Source organism: Chitinophaga sp. SYP-B3965 (genome assembly GCF_009647655.1).
Classification (GTDB): domain Bacteria; phylum Bacteroidota; class Bacteroidia; order Chitinophagales; family Chitinophagaceae; genus Chitinophaga.
In genome coordinates, this window is record NZ_WJFD01000004.1 from 135,846 (window position 1) to 152,340 (window position 16,495).

Genomic DNA, 16,495 nt, shown 5'->3' on the forward strand with positions numbered 1-16,495 from the left:
ATGAGTAATTTTGCCAACGAATGGCTGCAGGCATGGAATTCACATGATCTGGACCAGATCATGGAACATTATTCGGAAGACATTGTTTTCTATTCTCCTTTTATCAAAAAAGTAAATGATGATATTACCGGGCGCATTACCGGTAAAAAGGCTTTACGCGAATATTTCCAACGCGCGCTGTCTGTTTACACAGATCTTCATTTTGAATTATACCATGTATTGGAAGGGGTAGATTCCCAGGTGCTCTACTATAAAAGTGTAGGGAACAGGCTGGCCGCAGAAATGATGGTGCTGAACAATGATGGGAAAATTGTAGAGGTAAGGGCGCATTATAAAGAGCAGTAACCTTTACGGGCGTTTCCGCAACATCCGGTTATCTTTCCTTTCTTTCAGCTGGCGGATCATCATGGCGCGGAACTCCCTTTCACTCCGGTAAATATTTCCCACTTTACGGGCAGGCAGTATTTTCATGAATTCCTGCTTGTAACGGGTTTTTATTTCCAGCATTTTACGCTCATATCCCAATTCTTTATCCAGGGCTTCTTCCGCTATGGCATCTGTACGCGGCTGGCCTTTCAGTTCTTTCGCCTTACGTTTCCGGTCTGCCAATAGTTCATTTACTTCTTTGGAGTATTTCTTATATACCGGCCAGAACTTCTCTGCTTCTTCAGAAGTGAGGTCCAGTTCCCGGGAAATATATAGCAATTCCAGTGCTTTGATCTTATCCTGCTTGGCATCTTCCTGGGTATTGGCATCCTGGGCCATTACCTGCCTGGCAGGTACCATTACCATGCTTAAAAATCCAAACACCAGCCATATCAGGTTTCTTCTCTTCATTATCATTATTGATTAAGAGGCAATTCTTTTAAAAGGTTATCCTCCAGGTAGCTGTCTATCTCTGAATCAGACAACTCATCCGGTAATACGGAGGGGGCATCATCTTCGAGTGAAACATTTGTAAAGATATTCTCATTATCGAATGCGTCTGTATTTGACTGTAGAAAATCTACAATTTCCTGGTCGCTGATCTGGGCCAGCTGCCTGTCCAGCGAATTATCCTTATAGGATTTGGACAACATCACGGCGCCCACACTGATCACACCGGCAACCGCTGCTGCGGCCAGGCATCTTTTAAACAGTTTCACCCTGCGCCCCATTGTTACGATCCTGCCCGGTTGTGTTTCATTTTTGCGGATGATCACCTCACGGCTCAATCCTTCAAAATAACCATCGGGAGCAGTAAAGGGTGTTTGCCTTGGCATGGAAGCCAAAAAAGGAGACAGTTCAGACAATTCTTCCGTCACTTCCTGCGTTCCTTCTTCAGCGTGGATAGCTGCCATGAGGCGTGCCGGGAATGCTTCAAAGTACCCGGAAGGCACTTCATATGCCGGGGGATCTCCCAAAACATCCAAAGAAGGCGCTACCTCCTTTAATTCATCCACTATGTCTTTCCCTTTGTGCATATTAATAAGACGATATTTATACCCTATGGTTTAATCAGTTGTTTTTTAGAAAATCTTCCACCTTTTTCACGGCATGATGATAAGATGCTTTCAGTGCCCCCTCTGATGTTTCCAATACCCTGCTCATTTCCTCGTATGGCATTTCCTCATAATACCGCAGGTTAAACACCACCCGCTGCTTTTCCGGCAGGCTGAGAATGGCTTTTTGCAGTTTCCACTCTATCTTATTCGCATCGTATTGGGTATCAGCTTGTAATTTGTTGCTCAGGCCAGTTTCTACGTCAGACAGGGAGATGGCTGATTTACGTTTCTGTTGATCCAGGAAAGTAAGGCTTTCGTTGGTGGCAATTTTATATAGCCAGGTATACAGGCGGGCATCTTCCCGGAAGGAGTCCAGGCTTTTCCAAACCTTAATGAACACGTTCTGCAATACATCGTTTGCATCCTCATGATCTATTACCAGCCGCCGGATATGCCAATACAATCGTTCCTGGTACTTCCGCACGATCAGGGTAAACCCCTTTTCTTTTGTATCCGGCTGCCCATATAGCGCTATTAACTCTTTATCTTCTTGCGTTACAGCCATAGACGGTTAAGCAGTGTAATTCCTTAAATATAACCAATATCCCTATAACAGAAAAAACCATCCTTAAGATGGTTTTTTCGCGGGAAAGTTTAATCTCCTTTAAATATTTAGCCTTTTTTACGGGCAATCACCTTTTCAGCAGCCGCTACGATCTGCGGTGTATCAAGGCCATATTTTGTTAATAATTCTGTGGGTTTGCCGCTTTCCCCGAATGTATCGTTGGTACCGATGTATTCAATAGGGATGGGGAAGTTACGGGCTGCCACCTGTGCAACACTGTCTCCCAAACCACCCAGCACGTTGTGTTCTTCTGCAGTTACAGCACAACCGGTTTTTTTGATAGATTTGATGATAGCTTCTTCGTCCAGCGGTTTAATGGTGTGGATGTTGATCAGTTCCACGCTGTATCCTTTTTCTTCCAGGATACGGCCGGCTTCTATACATTTCCATACCAGGTGGCCACAGGCAAAGAGGGTGATATCTGTACCTTCATTCAGGACCTGCGCTTTGCCGATCTGGAATTCCTGGTTCTCAGGAGTGAAATTAGGCCATTTTGGACGGCCAAAACGGAGATATACCGGTCCTTCATAATCAGCAATAGCGATAGTAGCCGCTTTGGTCTGATTGAAATCACATGGTACGATCACGGTCATACCCGGCAGCATTTTCATCATGCCGATATCTTCCAGGATCTGGTGCGTAGCGCCATCTTCTCCTAAAGTTAAACCAGCGTGGGAAGCACAGATCTTCACATTCTTGCCGGAATAGGCAACAGACTGACGGATCTGGTCGTACACACGGCCAGTGGAAAAGTTAGCGAAAGTAGTAGTATATGGGATCTTACCACCGATGGTCATACCGGCAGCTACACCTATCATATTGGCTTCTGCAATACCGCATTGTACAAAGCGGTCCGGGAATTCTTTGATAAAGGCCTGCAATTTCATAGAACCCAGCAGATCCGCTGTCAGCGCAATCACGTTAGGGTTTCTTTTGCCCGCTTCCAGGATCCCTTCACCGAATCCTCCACGGGTTTCCTTTTCGTTCAGTACTTGTATATCTTTTACCATTATGCCTGAGATTTGTGCCGCAAAGCTAGCAAAATAAAGAAATTAATTGTTCAAAACCCTATCACGCAGTGCTATCTCCCACTGCCAGGCTGTGCGCATCATATCATCGATGCCAAATTGGGGCGTCCATCCCAGTTTTTCCTTTGCTTTTGTATTGTTAGCATAGATGGCAATTACATCGCCGGGCCTTTCTGCGCCCAGTTCATAATTCAGCTTTACGCCGGAGATCTTTTCGAATGCTTTGATGGCTTCCAGAACGGTTACGCCGTCACCAGTACCCAGGTTGAATATCTCGAGTTTATCAGCGTTACGTTTTTCAATTAAGTATTGCAGCGCTTTTGTATGTGCGTTGGCAATATCACTTACATGCACGTAATCGCGGATGCAGGAACCATCGCGGGTATCGTAGTGAGTGCCGAAAACGGTTACTTTAGGCAGTTTGCCGATGGCAGTTTGTGTGATAACAGGTACCAGGTTATCCGGTTTGCCCAGCGGCAATTCTCCGATCAGGGCAGAAGCGTGTGCGCCTACCGGATTGAAATAACGGAGCAGGATGTTCTGTGTATCGTTCACCCGGCTGAAGTCCTCGATCATCTGCTCGCCCATTTGTTTGGTGCGGGCGTAAGGGGACTGGGCTTCACCCAGCGGCGTTTCTTCCACTACCGGTAAGGCAGTTGTGTTGCCATATACAGAGCAGGAAGAAGAAAATACGAAGTGAGGGATCTTATATTCCTTGATGCACTTCAGCACATTTACAAGGGAAGTAAGGTTATTCTGAAAATAGAATAAAGGATCATTAACGGATTCGCCTACGCTTTTCAGGGCCGCGAAATGAATAACACCCACAATATCCCTGTTCTCGTGGAATACAGCATTGGTATCTTCCAGGTTGCAAAGGTCCACTTTATAGTTACGTACCTTTTTGCCGGTGATCTTTTCCACGCCGTCCAGCAACTGCGGTGTGCTGCGGATATTGCTGTCTACGGAAACAACGTCAAATCCATTATTGATCAGATCTACGATGGTATGGGATCCTATGTATCCACAACCTCCTGTGACGAGGACTTTTTGCATTGCTTATTGGTTAGATGTTAAATGATGATTTATTTTATCAGGTTCATTAGATATTCTCCGTAACCGCTCTTCACCAAAGGTTTTGCGAGCTTTTCCAGTTGTTCTTTCTGAATGAATCCCTTGCGGTAAGCGATCTCTTCGATGCAGGCCACTTTAATACCCTGCCTTTGTTCTATCACCTGCACAAACTGGGAAGCCTGCATCAGGGAATCAAATGTACCGGTATCCAGCCAGGCGGTGCCGCGTGGCAGGATGGATACTTTCAATTTACCTCTGCGCAAATATTCCCGGTTCACGTCTGTGATCTCATATTCTCCACGTGGGCTCGGTTGCAGGTTTTCTGCAATCTCCACCACGGCATTATCGTAAAAGTATAAACCAGGCACAGCGTAGCTGGACTTTGGTTTTTCCGGTTTTTCCTCAATGGATACCGCCTGCATATTGGCATCAAATTCCACTACGCCATAACGTTCAGGGTCTGATACCTGGTATGCATATACGATACCACCATCCGGATTGGCGTTATTGGCCAGCTGGGTGCCCAGCCCTGCTCCGTAAAAGATGTTATCCCCTAATACCAGGGCTACATTGTCCTTGCCGATAAACTCCTTACCTATCACAAAAGCCTGGGCCAGTCCGTTGGGGATAGCTTGTTCCGCGTAGGTCAATTGCAGGCCAAACTGGCTGCCATCGCCAAACAGGCGTTGAAAAGAAGGAAGGTCGTGAGGGGTGCTAATGATCAGGATCTCCCGGATGCCTGCCAGCATCAGCGTGGAAAGGGGATAGTAGATCATCGGTTTATCGTAAACCGGCATGATCTGTTTGCTGATAGCATATGTGATGGGGTGCAATCTGGTACCTGAACCTCCTGCGAGGATAATTCCTTTCATGAGTAAACATTCTTTTGGAGGCACAAAAATAGGCGGTCTTCTTTACTTGCCATAATTTGATTTGTAAAAAAAGAAAAGCCATCCTGTGGGGAATGGCTTTTCTGGTATCTTAAAACATACATTATTTACATAAAAAGGCTCACGATAAAATACACCACAGAAGCCAGCAGGGCACTGATGGGAATGGTCAGGATCCAAGCCCAGAGCAGGTTTACCGTAACGCCCCAACGAACTGCGGAGAGCCTTTTGGTAGCGCCTACCCCAATGATGGAACCCGTGATGGTATGGGTGGTACTTACCGGAATAGCCAGGCTTTCAGAAAGGAACAACGTAATGGCACCGGCAGTTTCTGCACTCACACCTTCCAGGGGAGTTACCTTGGTGATGCGGGTTCCCATTGTTTTAACGATCTTCCAGCCACCACTCAGTGTTCCAAGCGCTATACAGGTAAAACAGGCAAAAGGTACCCAGGTTGGAACGTCCTTGAGGGTGTGAACCCCTTCAATACCGCCATGGGCCACCATCGCAGCTGCAATAATACCCATTACTTTCTGGGCATCGTTGCCACCGTGGCCAAGGCTGAATGCAGCGGAGGATACCAGCTGTAAACGTTTGAACCAGTTATCCGCCCGGTAGGGGTTGGCCCTTTTACAGATATTTACAATGATCACCGTAATGATAAAGGCCACTACCATACCAATGAAGGGAGCCAGCACAATGAAATATACGGTAGGTAATACTTTAGCGAAGTTGATCACATCAAAGGAACCACCTGCATTTGTAACGGCAGCACCAATGAAACCACCGATCAGGGTGTGGGAAGAACTGGAAGGGATACCATACCACCAGGTGAGCAGGTTCCAGGCAATAGCAGCCACCAGTCCGGAAAAGATCACTTTGAGGGTGATGTATTGTTCAAAGATGGATTTGGCAATGGTATTACCTACTTTAAACTCCCCGTACACATATTTGGAAATAAAGAATGCCGCGAAGTTGAAGAGGGCCGCCCAAAGTACTGCCTGAAAAGGAGTGAGCACTTTTGTAGACACGATGGTGGCAATAGAATTGGCCGCATCGTGAAAACCATTGATATAATCGAATATGAATGCCAGTATAATGATAACAACCAGAAAGACCATGGGAATAGAAAATTTACTGCAACTACGCGTATTTGATGATGATGGTTTCTATCACATTGGCGGAATCTTCGCACTTGTCAGTAGCGATTTCCAAAGCCTGATAGATTTCGCGCATCTTGATCAGTTCTACAGCATTGCTTTCCTGCTCAAACAGGTCTGCAATCGCTCTGTCGTAGATATCATCTGCATGGTTTTCCAGGCTGTTGATCTTTACGCAGGCATCTGTGATAATACGCATGTTGCTCATATTGCGCAGTTCAGGAATAGCACGTGCCAGTTCCTGTACGCCCTGGTTAATGAGATCAGCCAGTTTTCTTACACTGTCGTTGATCTCACCCACTTTGTATATATCGATCCTTTTAGCAGACCCATGGATATAATCCGCCACATCGTCCAGCGTGGAAGCGAGGTAGTGAATATCCTCCCGGTCAAACGGAGTAATGAAGTTCTGACCTAATTCAACAAAAATACGGTGTGTATAGTCGTCATTCTTATGCTCAAGGCGTTCTATGAGATGCACTTTGTCTTTGCGCACCTGCATATCCTTTGTTTCCACCAGTTCTACCAGCACTTTGCCCATTTCAACAAGGTTGGCTGCCACATCCTCAAAAAGTGAATAGAACACCCTGTCTTTAGGCATGAACAACTTAACGATAGAATTAAAGCCTCCCATATGTTTGTGTGTTAGTTGAAAAATTTGCCGCAAAAATAGACTTCAACAGGTACAGGAGCCAAGAAAAAATGAGAATTAATAATTTGGTAACACTGGGTTAATATAAAAGTAATATAGCAAATATTCCTTTGCATAAGGAAAATCATCCTACAACGCTCCCCTGTACTGTGAAATCAGCTTTGTCATATATTTTAACAATTATATATCAAAATAGTTTGAAAACAGTGCAAGTGGTTCACTTATAACAGAGAAATGTCCGATAAACGCCCATTAGATATAGTCGTAATCTCAGATGTACACCTTGGGATCTACGGCTGCCACGCAAAGGAACTGGTAAATTACCTGGATTCAATAGACCCCAGGATCCTCATCCTCAACGGTGATATCATCGATATCTGGCAGTTCAGCAAACGATTCTTCCCGAAATCCCATACCAAAGTGATCCGCCGCATCCTGAAAATGATCGGCAAGGGCACGGAAGTGTATTATCTCACGGGGAACCATGACGAAGCTTTGCGGAAATATGCCGGTTTCAACCTCAGCAATTTTGTGATCGATAATAAACTGATCCTGGATGTGGATGGCAAACGCCACTGGTTTTTCCATGGGGACGTATATGACGTGACCATGAAAAACTCCAAATGGCTCGCCAAACTGGGAGGGAAGGGGTATGATATCCTCATCATCCTGAACCGCCTCGTGAACCACCTGCTGGAAAAGATGGGAAGGGAAAAGATGTCCTTTTCCAAAAAAGTAAAAGAAAGTGTGAAGCAGGCCGTGAAGTTCATCTCAGATTTTGAACAAACAGTAGTGGATATTGCAGCAGATAAAGATTTTGATGTGGTTTGCTGCGGGCACATTCACCAGCCTATTATTAAAGAGATGGCGGCGAATGGCAGAACAGTTACTTACCTGAACTCAGGAGACTGGGTAGAAAGCCTCACCTCGCTGGAATACAGCCAGGGGGCATGGCAACTGTATCAGCATGCGGATAAAAAGGTAGTAACTACAGAAGAAGAGGAAGAAGGTGTGTTGGATTGGGGAGCGGCTGCCCGTGTGATCACTTTCCCTGCAAGTTAAAATAGCGTTTCAGCATATAATATATAAATACCTATGCTACTCTATCGCAGTCCTATGCCTTAGTATTCAATAAGTTGTTAATATTTAATTCATAATAACGTAACCTCCAGGTAATGTTTAATTAACCGTTAAACAGTAAGTTTGGGGAACCAGTAAGAATATATGATGAAGACGCTCAAGTTACATCCATTAATGACCATTTCCTTGTTACAGATGCAGATTCAGCGATTGCTCCATTGTAATGTGGCGGTATATATCCGTCACTCTCTGGCCAATACGTTTGATACTTTAAAAGAAGCTGGCCTGGAAAATGAAGCCATGATAGAACACCCGATCGATGAAACACTCAGTTTGCGGGAGTTCGAAGAAGAGTTGGAAGAGAAGTTCAACTTTTCCATGGAACTGTGCAACAAAGATTCCAAACCTTTTACTAATAAAAGCATCCGTTTATTCCAGATCACACCATGCAGTGAAGGAGAAACAGGAAGGCAACTGGATATTTCTTTAGAGTTACTGGCTAAACAGGCAAGATCATCTAATCAGCAAAACCGCGCTGTTTGAACTTTCAACCGGATCTAAAAAAAATAATTTGCAGCCCCTTACGAACTTTGTCCAGAATAAAGCGCGCACCTAACTACACTTAACAATTCCTTAATGCTTTGGTAACAATTCGATAATGGAAATTTAAAGGAGGCTTGTACCATTGCATCTACCTTTGCAGCATAAAATCCATACTTGTGGTGAAAAAATATCTACTATTACTCTTCATTTTAATCAGCGTTGTTCAAATTTCTCTTGCACAGAATGGAAAGGTGGAAGGCAAAGTGCTGAGTTCAAGAAACGAGCCATTGATAGGTGTTTCCGTGAGAGTGGTAGGTCTCTCTTCCGGTGCTACCACAGATGTGGAAGGCCGTTTTGTTATTACACTTCCTGCAGGCAAAAAGTACAGTCTTACGCTTTCTTACCTGGGATACACCACTAAAACAGTTGCAGACGTTAACATTGTAAAAGATGCTGTTGAGCACCTGGATGTTGTTTTGGAAGATAACAATAACCAGTTGAAAGGCGTAACCATTCAGGGTACTTCTTCTAATGCACAAAGGGAAACTACTAATTCCCTGGTTACCTTACAACGTAATAGTACGGCAGTAGCCAGCGTTTTAGCAGCAGATTTTATTCGCCGTACACCGGATAAGAACACAGGTGAAGTATTGAAACGTGTGAGCGGTGCAAGTATCAAAGACAATAAATTTGTAATTGTACGTGGCTTGAGTGACCGGTACAATGCGGCTTTCCTGAACAATGCACAAATGCCAAGTTCTGAGCCGGATAAAAAAGTATTTACTTTTGATGTGATCCCTTCAGTACTGATCGATAATATCGTTATCAATAAAACAGCCACCCCGGACCTTACAGGTGAATTTGCCGGTGGTATTGTACAGATCCAAACAAAAGACCTTCCTTCTAAAAAGATCTTCAACATAAGTGTGAGCCTGGGGTATAATACACAGTCCACTTTCAAGGATTTTACCAGTAACCAACGCAACAACCTTGACTGGTTGGGATTTGATAACGGCACCAGGCGTTTGCCTGCAGGTTTCCCTGAAAACCGCCAGCAGTATGCCGGTAAACCGGATGTTACTAAAGCAGAATACACGCACTTGTTTAAAAGTGATGTGTATAAAGAAGTTAAAAAAACAGCAGCGCCTATTCAATCTTATGCACTTACCTATGCAAATACAATAGACCTGAAAGGCGGCGCTAAGTTTGGAACAGTGGTAGGTTTAATCTATCGCCAGTCTCAAAATATTTTCCCCGACACAGAAAGGAGCCGGTATTATGCAGATCGCTCTAATACTGATAATGAATATATTTTCAAATACAGAGAAGACCAGAATGTATATAATGTAAACTGGGGCGCGCTCGCCAACTTCACTTATCTGAAAGGACGGCATAAGATCTCTTTCAAGAACCTGTTCAACAGGAACTTTGAAGATAAATATGTTACCCGTACAGGTACCAATGAAAATAATAATGCCAATGTAATGTTTAACTCATCCTTCCTGAATCAGCGGAGCTTATACAGCACGCAATTGGAAGGTGTGCACCAGTTAACTACTTCAGGCGTTCGTTTTACTTGGAACCTGAATGGTAGCATGAACTACAAAACGCAACCGGATTACAGGGTGGTGGAGTATCGTACTCCTCTTGAGAATCCTACCGCAACGCCTGTTCTAAATGATGACGAAACACGCCGTTTCTTTAGTGAATTGCAGGATTACAGCGCTGGTTTCAATGCTTCCCTGCTGATACCATTTAAATTATTTGACGAAAAGCAGTCACTGAAAATAGGTGGTTCCAGCTTATTGCGCCTGCGGAATTTTGAAGCAAGGAACTTCCAATATACTGGTAGCCAGGAAGCGCTGTTAAAACCAATTAATCAGATCTTTCAACCGGAGAATATAGGTGCGGATAAAATATTCCTGAACGAGGTTACGCAGAATACAGATAAGTATTTTGGTATCTCCGTAGTGGATGGTATGTACTTGATGTTCGACAATAAGATCACGGATAACCTGAGGGCTATCTGGGGCGTAAGAGCAGAATACTTTCAACAGTTCCTGCGTACAAGAGACCTCTCTGCAGAGAATGTGATCGTCAATACAGAGAAATGGGATTTCCTTCCATCCCTGAACCTTACTTATTCTCTCAATACAAAGAATCAACTGAGGTTGGCTGGTTCCATGACAGTAGCAAGACCTGAGTTCAGGGAAATAGCGCCATTCGCTTTCTTTGATTACGATGCCATTTATGGTGTGTCAGGTAATCCTGCACTGGAAAGAACACAGATTTATAATGCGGACCTGCGTTATGAATACTATCCTAAACCAGGAGAAGCTTTTTCATTCGGTTTATTCTATAAAGATTTCCGCAACCCTATCGAATTCATCATGAACCCTGCGAGCAATGCGGACAGGCAGAACTATGAATATGCGAATGCTGTAAAGGCAGTTACGTATGGTGCAGAAGTGGAAATAAGGAAAGAGCTGTTCAAGAATGTTTCTGTATTCAGCAACCTTACTTACTCTTTTTCAAAAGTGACTTTTAATAACGTGAGCGCTGGTGGAAAAGAAGAATCTACATCCCGTCCGTTACAAGGTCAGTCTCCCTACTTATTCAACGTAGGTTTCCAATATACCAATGTTAAAACAGGCCTTTCATCATCCATCCTGTATAACAAGATAGGCCCACGTTTGGCGTTGGTGGGCAGCCCTCCCCCAGGTGCAGGTTTCTATGATGTCTACGACAAGTCCAGGGACCTGGTAGATTTCCAGATTGCCAAGAGGATCATCAAGAGCAGAGGAGAGATAAAACTCACCGTATCTGATATCCTGAATCAAAGCATAACACAATACGATAATATAGGCGAAAAGGAAGGATACAATAGGGCACATGGAGACAGGTTCACGAATTCATACAAACCAGGCACAACTTTTACAATAGGATTTACCTATGATTTTATTAAGTAAACTACCAGCAAAACATACAACAATGAAACAACTTTTTGTTCTTTTATTTTCTGCGGCAATCTTTTCATCCTGTGTAAAGGTGAACTTTGAAGAAAATTACGGCAATAATAATGGTGGTGGTAAAGATTCTACCAGCACTGTGATCACTGGTAAGATCAGTACCAGCACAACGTATAAAAAAGGAAAATACACACTTAGAGGATATGTATATGTAACCAACAACTCAACCCTTACTTTTGACCCAGGTTGTGTGATCGTAGGTGATGTACAGGAAAAAGCAGCCCTGATCGTGGAAAGAGGATCTAAGCTGGTAGCAGAAGGTTCTGCCACTGAACCGATCGTATTTACTTCCGGTGCAGCATCCGGTTCCCGCAAGCCAGGTGACTGGGGTGGTATTATCCTGTTGGGTAAAGCACCTACCAACCGTCCTTTGCTTCCTGAGCCAATTATCGAAGGTGGTGTAAACCGTACATATGGCGGTACAGAACCTAACGATAATTCCGGTATCCTCCGTTATGTACGTATCGAGTTTGCAGGTATTGCTGCTGAACCCGGTTCTGAGATCAACGGTCTTACTTGTGGCGGCGTAGGTGATGGAACGATCATCGACTATGTACAGGTTTCTTATGGTAACGATGACGCCTATGAATTCTTTGGCGGAACGGTGAACGCTAAACACCTGATCGCTTTCGCAACAATGGATGATGATTATGACTTCGACTTTGGTTTTGGTGGTAAACTGCAATATGGTATTGCACTGAGAGATAAACCTTGCGATACGGATCAGGCAAATGGTGTTGAGTGTGATAATGATGGTAGCGGTACACTGGCTACTCCTTATACTAAACCACAAATGTCTAACTTCACATTGATCGGACCTTACGATACAACAGGTTCTGCTGCACTGCATGGTTTTGGTAACCGTTGGAGAAGAGCTACCCGTTTTGTTTTCCGTAACTCAATTTCTATCGGTCATAAACTGGGTGGTTTTGTAATGGAAAATGATCCTACGCTGGCTGGTTATGTAGCTGGTGAGTCTGAATACAAAAACAACCTGCTGCACGCTTATACCAAAGTATCCAGCAGCCCTAACCAAACGACCCTGACGGATGCTGCACTGCGTACCAAGATGCTGGCTGAAGGAACTGTTGTATTGGCAACAAGAGAAGACGCTCAGCTGGAAAATGCATTCAGCCTGAACACACCTAACTTCAAACCTAAAACAGGATCTCCTGCTTTAACCGGTGTTGATTACACTGGCATGCACGCCTTCTTTATCAGAGAAACATTCAGAGGTGCAATTGGTGCAACAGACTGGACTGCAGGCTGGAGCAATTTCAATCCGAAAACACAAGCGTATTAATTTTTTGCCATAATATTGTGGTTGACTAAAGGTGCTTTACTTTTAGTCAACCACTTTTTTTTACATAAATGCTGAACGAATGAGGAAGTACGGGATGATCCTTTTGCTGGCCATTTTTTGGAGTTGTGGTCAGCCATCCGATAATAAAACGAGTGAAAGCAAGGATACCCTTGCTGTGGAGAGATTTGATAAGGAGGTATTGAAAATGTTTCCTGAAACTGCGGATGTGGACAGTCTTGCTATATTGTATTTCACTGATAAAGTAAAGTTCCGTTATTATACCTACTATGCTACCGGAGATAAAGGAATCATAAATGCACTGTACAAAAACCTGGAAACAGTCACGGTGAGCCCGGATACCTGTACGAAGGACGGCACCATCTATTGTTATGTCAAAGGCAATGTGTATAATTCTATTTATTTCAATATTACAGATCCCTGTGCATACATCAGCATGATCGGAAATGGCCGCCTGCACAGGTATAAGATCTCCGAAGATCTGAAGGCGCAATTGCTGGATCTGAAAAGTAAAGCCGTGGAGCCTGTTGCCGCCGATGCAAAGAATAAATAACGCCTTTTATCTATCTGCAATAATTGTTTTTACCGCCAGGCATTAGCCGGGCGGTTTTTTTATGCCGGTTTGAAAGATTAACACACCCGTAATATTCTGGTAATATGGTGATGGTATATTCAGTGATGCGGATGCCCTATTTCACCATGTTTTAAACCTAGTTTATTTATGAAAACTCCACAGTTGAGAATTATTGCCATTCTCTTCACAGCCGCCATGTTCTTTGTGGCCTGTAAGAAAGAGACCAAATCCCATGAAGCCAAACCCGATACCGTATCCCGGCTGGAAGACAAATACCTCAAAGCCCTGCGCATTCTTAAGTATGATACTACAGGCGCCCATATTTTGGGAGATGGGGTTGTAGTAGAAGGAGACATACTGCTTGAATTGTCTTTTCTCGACCAGGTATTAAAAGATACCCTATTACCAAAAGACGCACGTCATGCGTTTTCGAGTGTGCTCCTGTTCGACAACAATACCAATATTACGATCAGTTTGCAGGATGACCTTATCCAGGATGCCGCAACCGTAACAGCATTGCGGGAAGCGATCTTTGAGTTGAACCAGATCAGTAACTGCCGTCTTAATTTCATGTACGCAGGAAATGACGCGGGTGCTGATATTGAGGTTCATCGTTGGTTTGATCCTGGATACTTTGCTTTAGCGCGGTATCCCCGTAATGGTCAGCCCGGCCCCAGGATCGATGTAAATATTGATCTGGTGAACACCAATGGCACATTGAGAACACCAAGCCAGCGAAAGCTGACGTTTGTGCATGAACTTGGCCACTGCGTGGGGTTAAGGCATGCAGATTGGGACAATATAGGAGAAGCTGCTAATGGCTCAGACTATGATGGATTTCCAGCCCACGCTGTTTATGTTCCCGGTACGCCTGCAGGAGTAGACCCTAACTCCGTCATGAATTCTAATATTGGTACTTTAGGCAGGTCATGGACCGGCTTTTCAGAATGGGACCTGTACACTCTCCATTATTTATTCCCCCTGCTTTCAACAAGTGTTTTTGAAAATTATATTTTAGGCCCATCTACCATTGGAGGCGGGCAGAATTTCCATTTTTCAGGCGCCCTTTATCCATGTGGCGCTTATTCCTGGAGACTATTGGATATGAACGACCAGTTGATCCAGAATTTCTCTGATGTGGATTGTGGCGGATTGGAATGGAGTTATAGTTTAGCGCCCGGCCAATATAAGCTGCAATGTTATCTCTGGGGAGAAGTCCCATCTACCTGGGTTACCAAAATTGTAACCAGACCTTAATCTTGTTTCAGGTATCCGCATACAGGGAAGATGGCTCTATGCTATCTTCCCTTTTTACTTACTTTTGCCCAAATATTTAGGGCAAAGCATGAAATTATTCGGCAAAATCTCTTTTTTCTTCCTGTTTTTGGTATTAACGACCACATCCGCGCGTGCGCAATTCCTTATGGATATGATAGATACCACTACAGACCTGGGAAAAGGGATGATCTCCATCTATAAGAAATTTGACCATCTGCGGATCAGCGGTTACATGCAGCCCCAGTTCCAGTATGCTTCGGGGAAAGGGATAGAAACCTTTTCCGGCGGCAATTTTAACCCGCAGGCCGATAACCGTTTTATGCTGCGCCGGGGCCGTGTACGCTTTGATTATGCGCATTTTAACAAACGGGACCTGCCCACTGTGCAGTTTGTATTTCAATTTGACGGAACAGAGAGAGGGGTGAATATCCGCGACTTCTGGGGCCGGGTGTTTGACGGAAAATGGGATGTGGCAGCTTTTACCATGGGGATGTTTGCACGCCCTTTTGGATATGAAGTGAACCTTTCCTCCGGGGACAGGGAAGCACCTGAACGCGGACGCATGAGCCAGATCCTCATGAAAAGCGAACGGGATATGGGGGCTATGCTCACTTTTGAACCCCGGAAGAAATCACATCCACTGCATCTGCTCAAAATAGATATCGGCGCATTTAACGGGCAAGGACTTTCCGGACCTTCGGACTTTGACAGTCATAAGGACCTGATTGCGAGGGTGGCCCTGAAACCCATGAACATTGATCACAGCGGATGGTTATTATCTGCCGGAGCCTCTGTATTATATGGCGGGATGGAACAGTTCACGAAAGTGATCTATACCATGGAAGATGCGAAGAATGATTTTAATGTGGATTCATCCGCGGCCAATGTGGGTAAAATTGCGCCACGCCATTATTACGGGGCAGATGCACAATTGCTCATTCCTAACGCACATGGGTCTACGCAATTCAGAGCGGAATATATCAGGGGATCACAAACCGCTACCAACAAAACAACAGAAACGCCCGGTATTATTCCTATGGAGAGAGACGTTCTGGCGCCACTGTATATAAGAGATTTTGATGGCGCTTATTTTTGTTTCCTGCAACATCTTGGCAGTGCCAAACACCAGCTGGTATTGAAATACGACTGGTACGATCCCAACACCCATATCAAAGGCAAACAGCTGGGCCAGCCGGGTACACACATCAGCCCCGCAGATATCCGTTATGATACTTTCGGCGCCGGGTATGTGTTGTACTTTAATGAGAATATGAAAGCCACTTTCTGGTTCGACAGGGTGTGGAATGAAAGCACTTCACTGGAAGGATTTACTTCCGATGTAGATGATAATGTATTTACTGCACGGCTGCAATACCGGTTTTAGGGTTGCCGCACAAAAGTCCTGCCCATAGTACCGCCCGAAGTCATAACAATGTGTGTGTTGGAAGCAACTGCAACGGTAAAGATCGTGGGGATGCCTGTTCCCGTTAATGTTACATCTAATACTCTAAAATCGCTGCTTTGTGCATTAAGCCGGTAAGTGCCCTGTTCTGTGATCACCAGGTTTATGTTGCGCTTTTCATAAGTACTGTCTCTCCGGAAGGTGAAATATTCAGACGTTTTGCTGGAATGCGGGGGCAGTAACTCTTTCCAGGTACCCTGCAAGGTTTCCGGTGATGCCGGTTCTATTTTTGATTTCTTACAGGCGGAAGCTACTGCTATTACGATCAGGAGGAATAGTATGATACGTTTCATAA

At 44.4% G+C, this 16,495-nt stretch carries 17 protein-coding genes; 8 read left to right on the forward strand and 9 right to left on the reverse strand.

Features of this window, described 5'->3' with window-relative positions:
• The gene (locus tag GFS24_RS21660; protein ID WP_153663167.1) at nucleotides 1–345 is read left to right on the forward strand and encodes a nuclear transport factor 2 family protein; all 345 of its coding nucleotides are present in this window, start codon (nucleotides 1–3) and stop codon (nucleotides 343–345) included.
• A 3-nt stretch (nucleotides 346–348) separates the two neighbouring features.
• On the opposite strand, the gene GFS24_RS21665 is transcribed toward GFS24_RS21660, so the two are convergent.
• The 8 genes from GFS24_RS21665 to GFS24_RS21700 form a co-directional block, all read right to left on the reverse strand.
• Nucleotides 349–837 carry a hypothetical protein gene (locus GFS24_RS21665; RefSeq protein ID WP_153663169.1) on the reverse strand — a complete coding sequence of 163 codons (489 nt, stop codon included), beginning with the start codon at nucleotides 835–837 and terminating at the stop codon, nucleotides 349–351.
• Between the two features lie 5 nt (nucleotides 838–842).
• Nucleotides 843–1,463, reverse strand: a complete 621-nt coding sequence (locus tag GFS24_RS21670; RefSeq protein WP_153663171.1) for a hypothetical protein — start codon at nucleotides 1,461–1,463, stop codon at nucleotides 843–845.
• A 34-nt stretch (nucleotides 1,464–1,497) separates the two neighbouring features.
• Entirely contained in the window at nucleotides 1,498–2,049 is a 552-nt protein-coding gene (locus tag GFS24_RS21675; RefSeq protein WP_153663173.1) for an RNA polymerase sigma factor, read from the reverse strand.
• A 107-nt stretch (nucleotides 2,050–2,156) separates the two neighbouring features.
• Nucleotides 2,157–3,119, reverse strand: coding sequence for a transketolase family protein (locus GFS24_RS21680; RefSeq protein ID WP_153663175.1), 963 nt, complete (start codon nucleotides 3,117–3,119; stop codon nucleotides 2,157–2,159).
• A 42-nt stretch (nucleotides 3,120–3,161) separates the two neighbouring features.
• Nucleotides 3,162–4,193, reverse strand: a complete 1,032-nt coding sequence (gene galE, locus GFS24_RS21685) for a UDP-glucose 4-epimerase GalE (RefSeq protein ID WP_153663177.1) — start codon at nucleotides 4,191–4,193, stop codon at nucleotides 3,162–3,164.
• Nucleotides 4,194–4,222: 29 nt separating this feature from the next.
• A complete protein-coding gene (gene rfbA / locus GFS24_RS21690) occupies nucleotides 4,223–5,083 on the reverse strand; it encodes a glucose-1-phosphate thymidylyltransferase RfbA (protein ID WP_153663179.1) in 861 nt (286 codons plus the stop codon).
• Between the two features lie 125 nt (nucleotides 5,084–5,208).
• Nucleotides 5,209–6,222, reverse strand: coding sequence for an inorganic phosphate transporter (locus GFS24_RS21695; RefSeq protein ID WP_153663181.1), 1,014 nt, complete (start codon nucleotides 6,220–6,222; stop codon nucleotides 5,209–5,211).
• A gap of 22 nt (nucleotides 6,223–6,244) precedes the next feature.
• Entirely contained in the window at nucleotides 6,245–6,895 is a 651-nt protein-coding gene (locus tag GFS24_RS21700; RefSeq protein ID WP_153663183.1) for a DUF47 domain-containing protein, read from the reverse strand.
• A 252-nt stretch (nucleotides 6,896–7,147) separates the two neighbouring features.
• Here GFS24_RS21700 and GFS24_RS21705 point away from each other — a divergent pair, with 252 nt between their 5' ends.
• From GFS24_RS21705 to GFS24_RS21735, 7 genes are all read left to right on the forward strand, one after another.
• The gene (locus tag GFS24_RS21705; protein WP_153663185.1) at nucleotides 7,148–7,975 is read left to right on the forward strand and encodes a UDP-2,3-diacylglucosamine diphosphatase; all 828 of its coding nucleotides are present in this window, start codon (nucleotides 7,148–7,150) and stop codon (nucleotides 7,973–7,975) included.
• A 162-nt stretch (nucleotides 7,976–8,137) separates the two neighbouring features.
• The gene (locus tag GFS24_RS21710; RefSeq protein ID WP_153663188.1) at nucleotides 8,138–8,536 is read left to right on the forward strand and encodes a hypothetical protein; all 399 of its coding nucleotides are present in this window, start codon (nucleotides 8,138–8,140) and stop codon (nucleotides 8,534–8,536) included.
• Nucleotides 8,537–8,715: 179 nt separating this feature from the next.
• Nucleotides 8,716–11,505 (forward strand): TonB-dependent receptor, encoded by a 2,790-nt coding sequence (locus tag GFS24_RS21715; protein ID WP_173003152.1) that lies wholly within the window; start codon nucleotides 8,716–8,718, stop codon nucleotides 11,503–11,505.
• A 22-nt stretch (nucleotides 11,506–11,527) separates the two neighbouring features.
• Nucleotides 11,528–12,868 carry a T9SS C-terminal target domain-containing protein gene (locus GFS24_RS21720; RefSeq protein ID WP_153663192.1) on the forward strand — a complete coding sequence of 447 codons (1,341 nt, stop codon included), beginning with the start codon at nucleotides 11,528–11,530 and terminating at the stop codon, nucleotides 12,866–12,868.
• 79 nt (nucleotides 12,869–12,947) lie between these two features.
• A complete protein-coding gene (locus GFS24_RS21725) occupies nucleotides 12,948–13,439 on the forward strand; it encodes a hypothetical protein (RefSeq protein ID WP_153663194.1) in 492 nt (163 codons plus the stop codon).
• 168 nt (nucleotides 13,440–13,607) lie between these two features.
• On the forward strand, nucleotides 13,608–14,717 hold the full coding sequence (locus GFS24_RS21730; RefSeq protein ID WP_153663196.1) for a M57 family metalloprotease: 1,110 nt from the start codon (nucleotides 13,608–13,610) through the stop codon (nucleotides 14,715–14,717).
• Between the two features lie 172 nt (nucleotides 14,718–14,889).
• On the forward strand, nucleotides 14,890–16,122 hold the full coding sequence (locus GFS24_RS21735; protein ID WP_253906553.1) for a porin: 1,233 nt from the start codon (nucleotides 14,890–14,892) through the stop codon (nucleotides 16,120–16,122).
• On the opposite strand, the gene GFS24_RS21740 is transcribed toward GFS24_RS21735, so the two are convergent.
• Entirely contained in the window at nucleotides 16,119–16,493 is a 375-nt protein-coding gene (locus GFS24_RS21740) for a hypothetical protein (RefSeq protein WP_153663198.1), read from the reverse strand. The genes GFS24_RS21735 and GFS24_RS21740 overlap by 4 nt on opposite strands.
• Nucleotides 16,494–16,495: the final 2 nt, after the last annotated feature.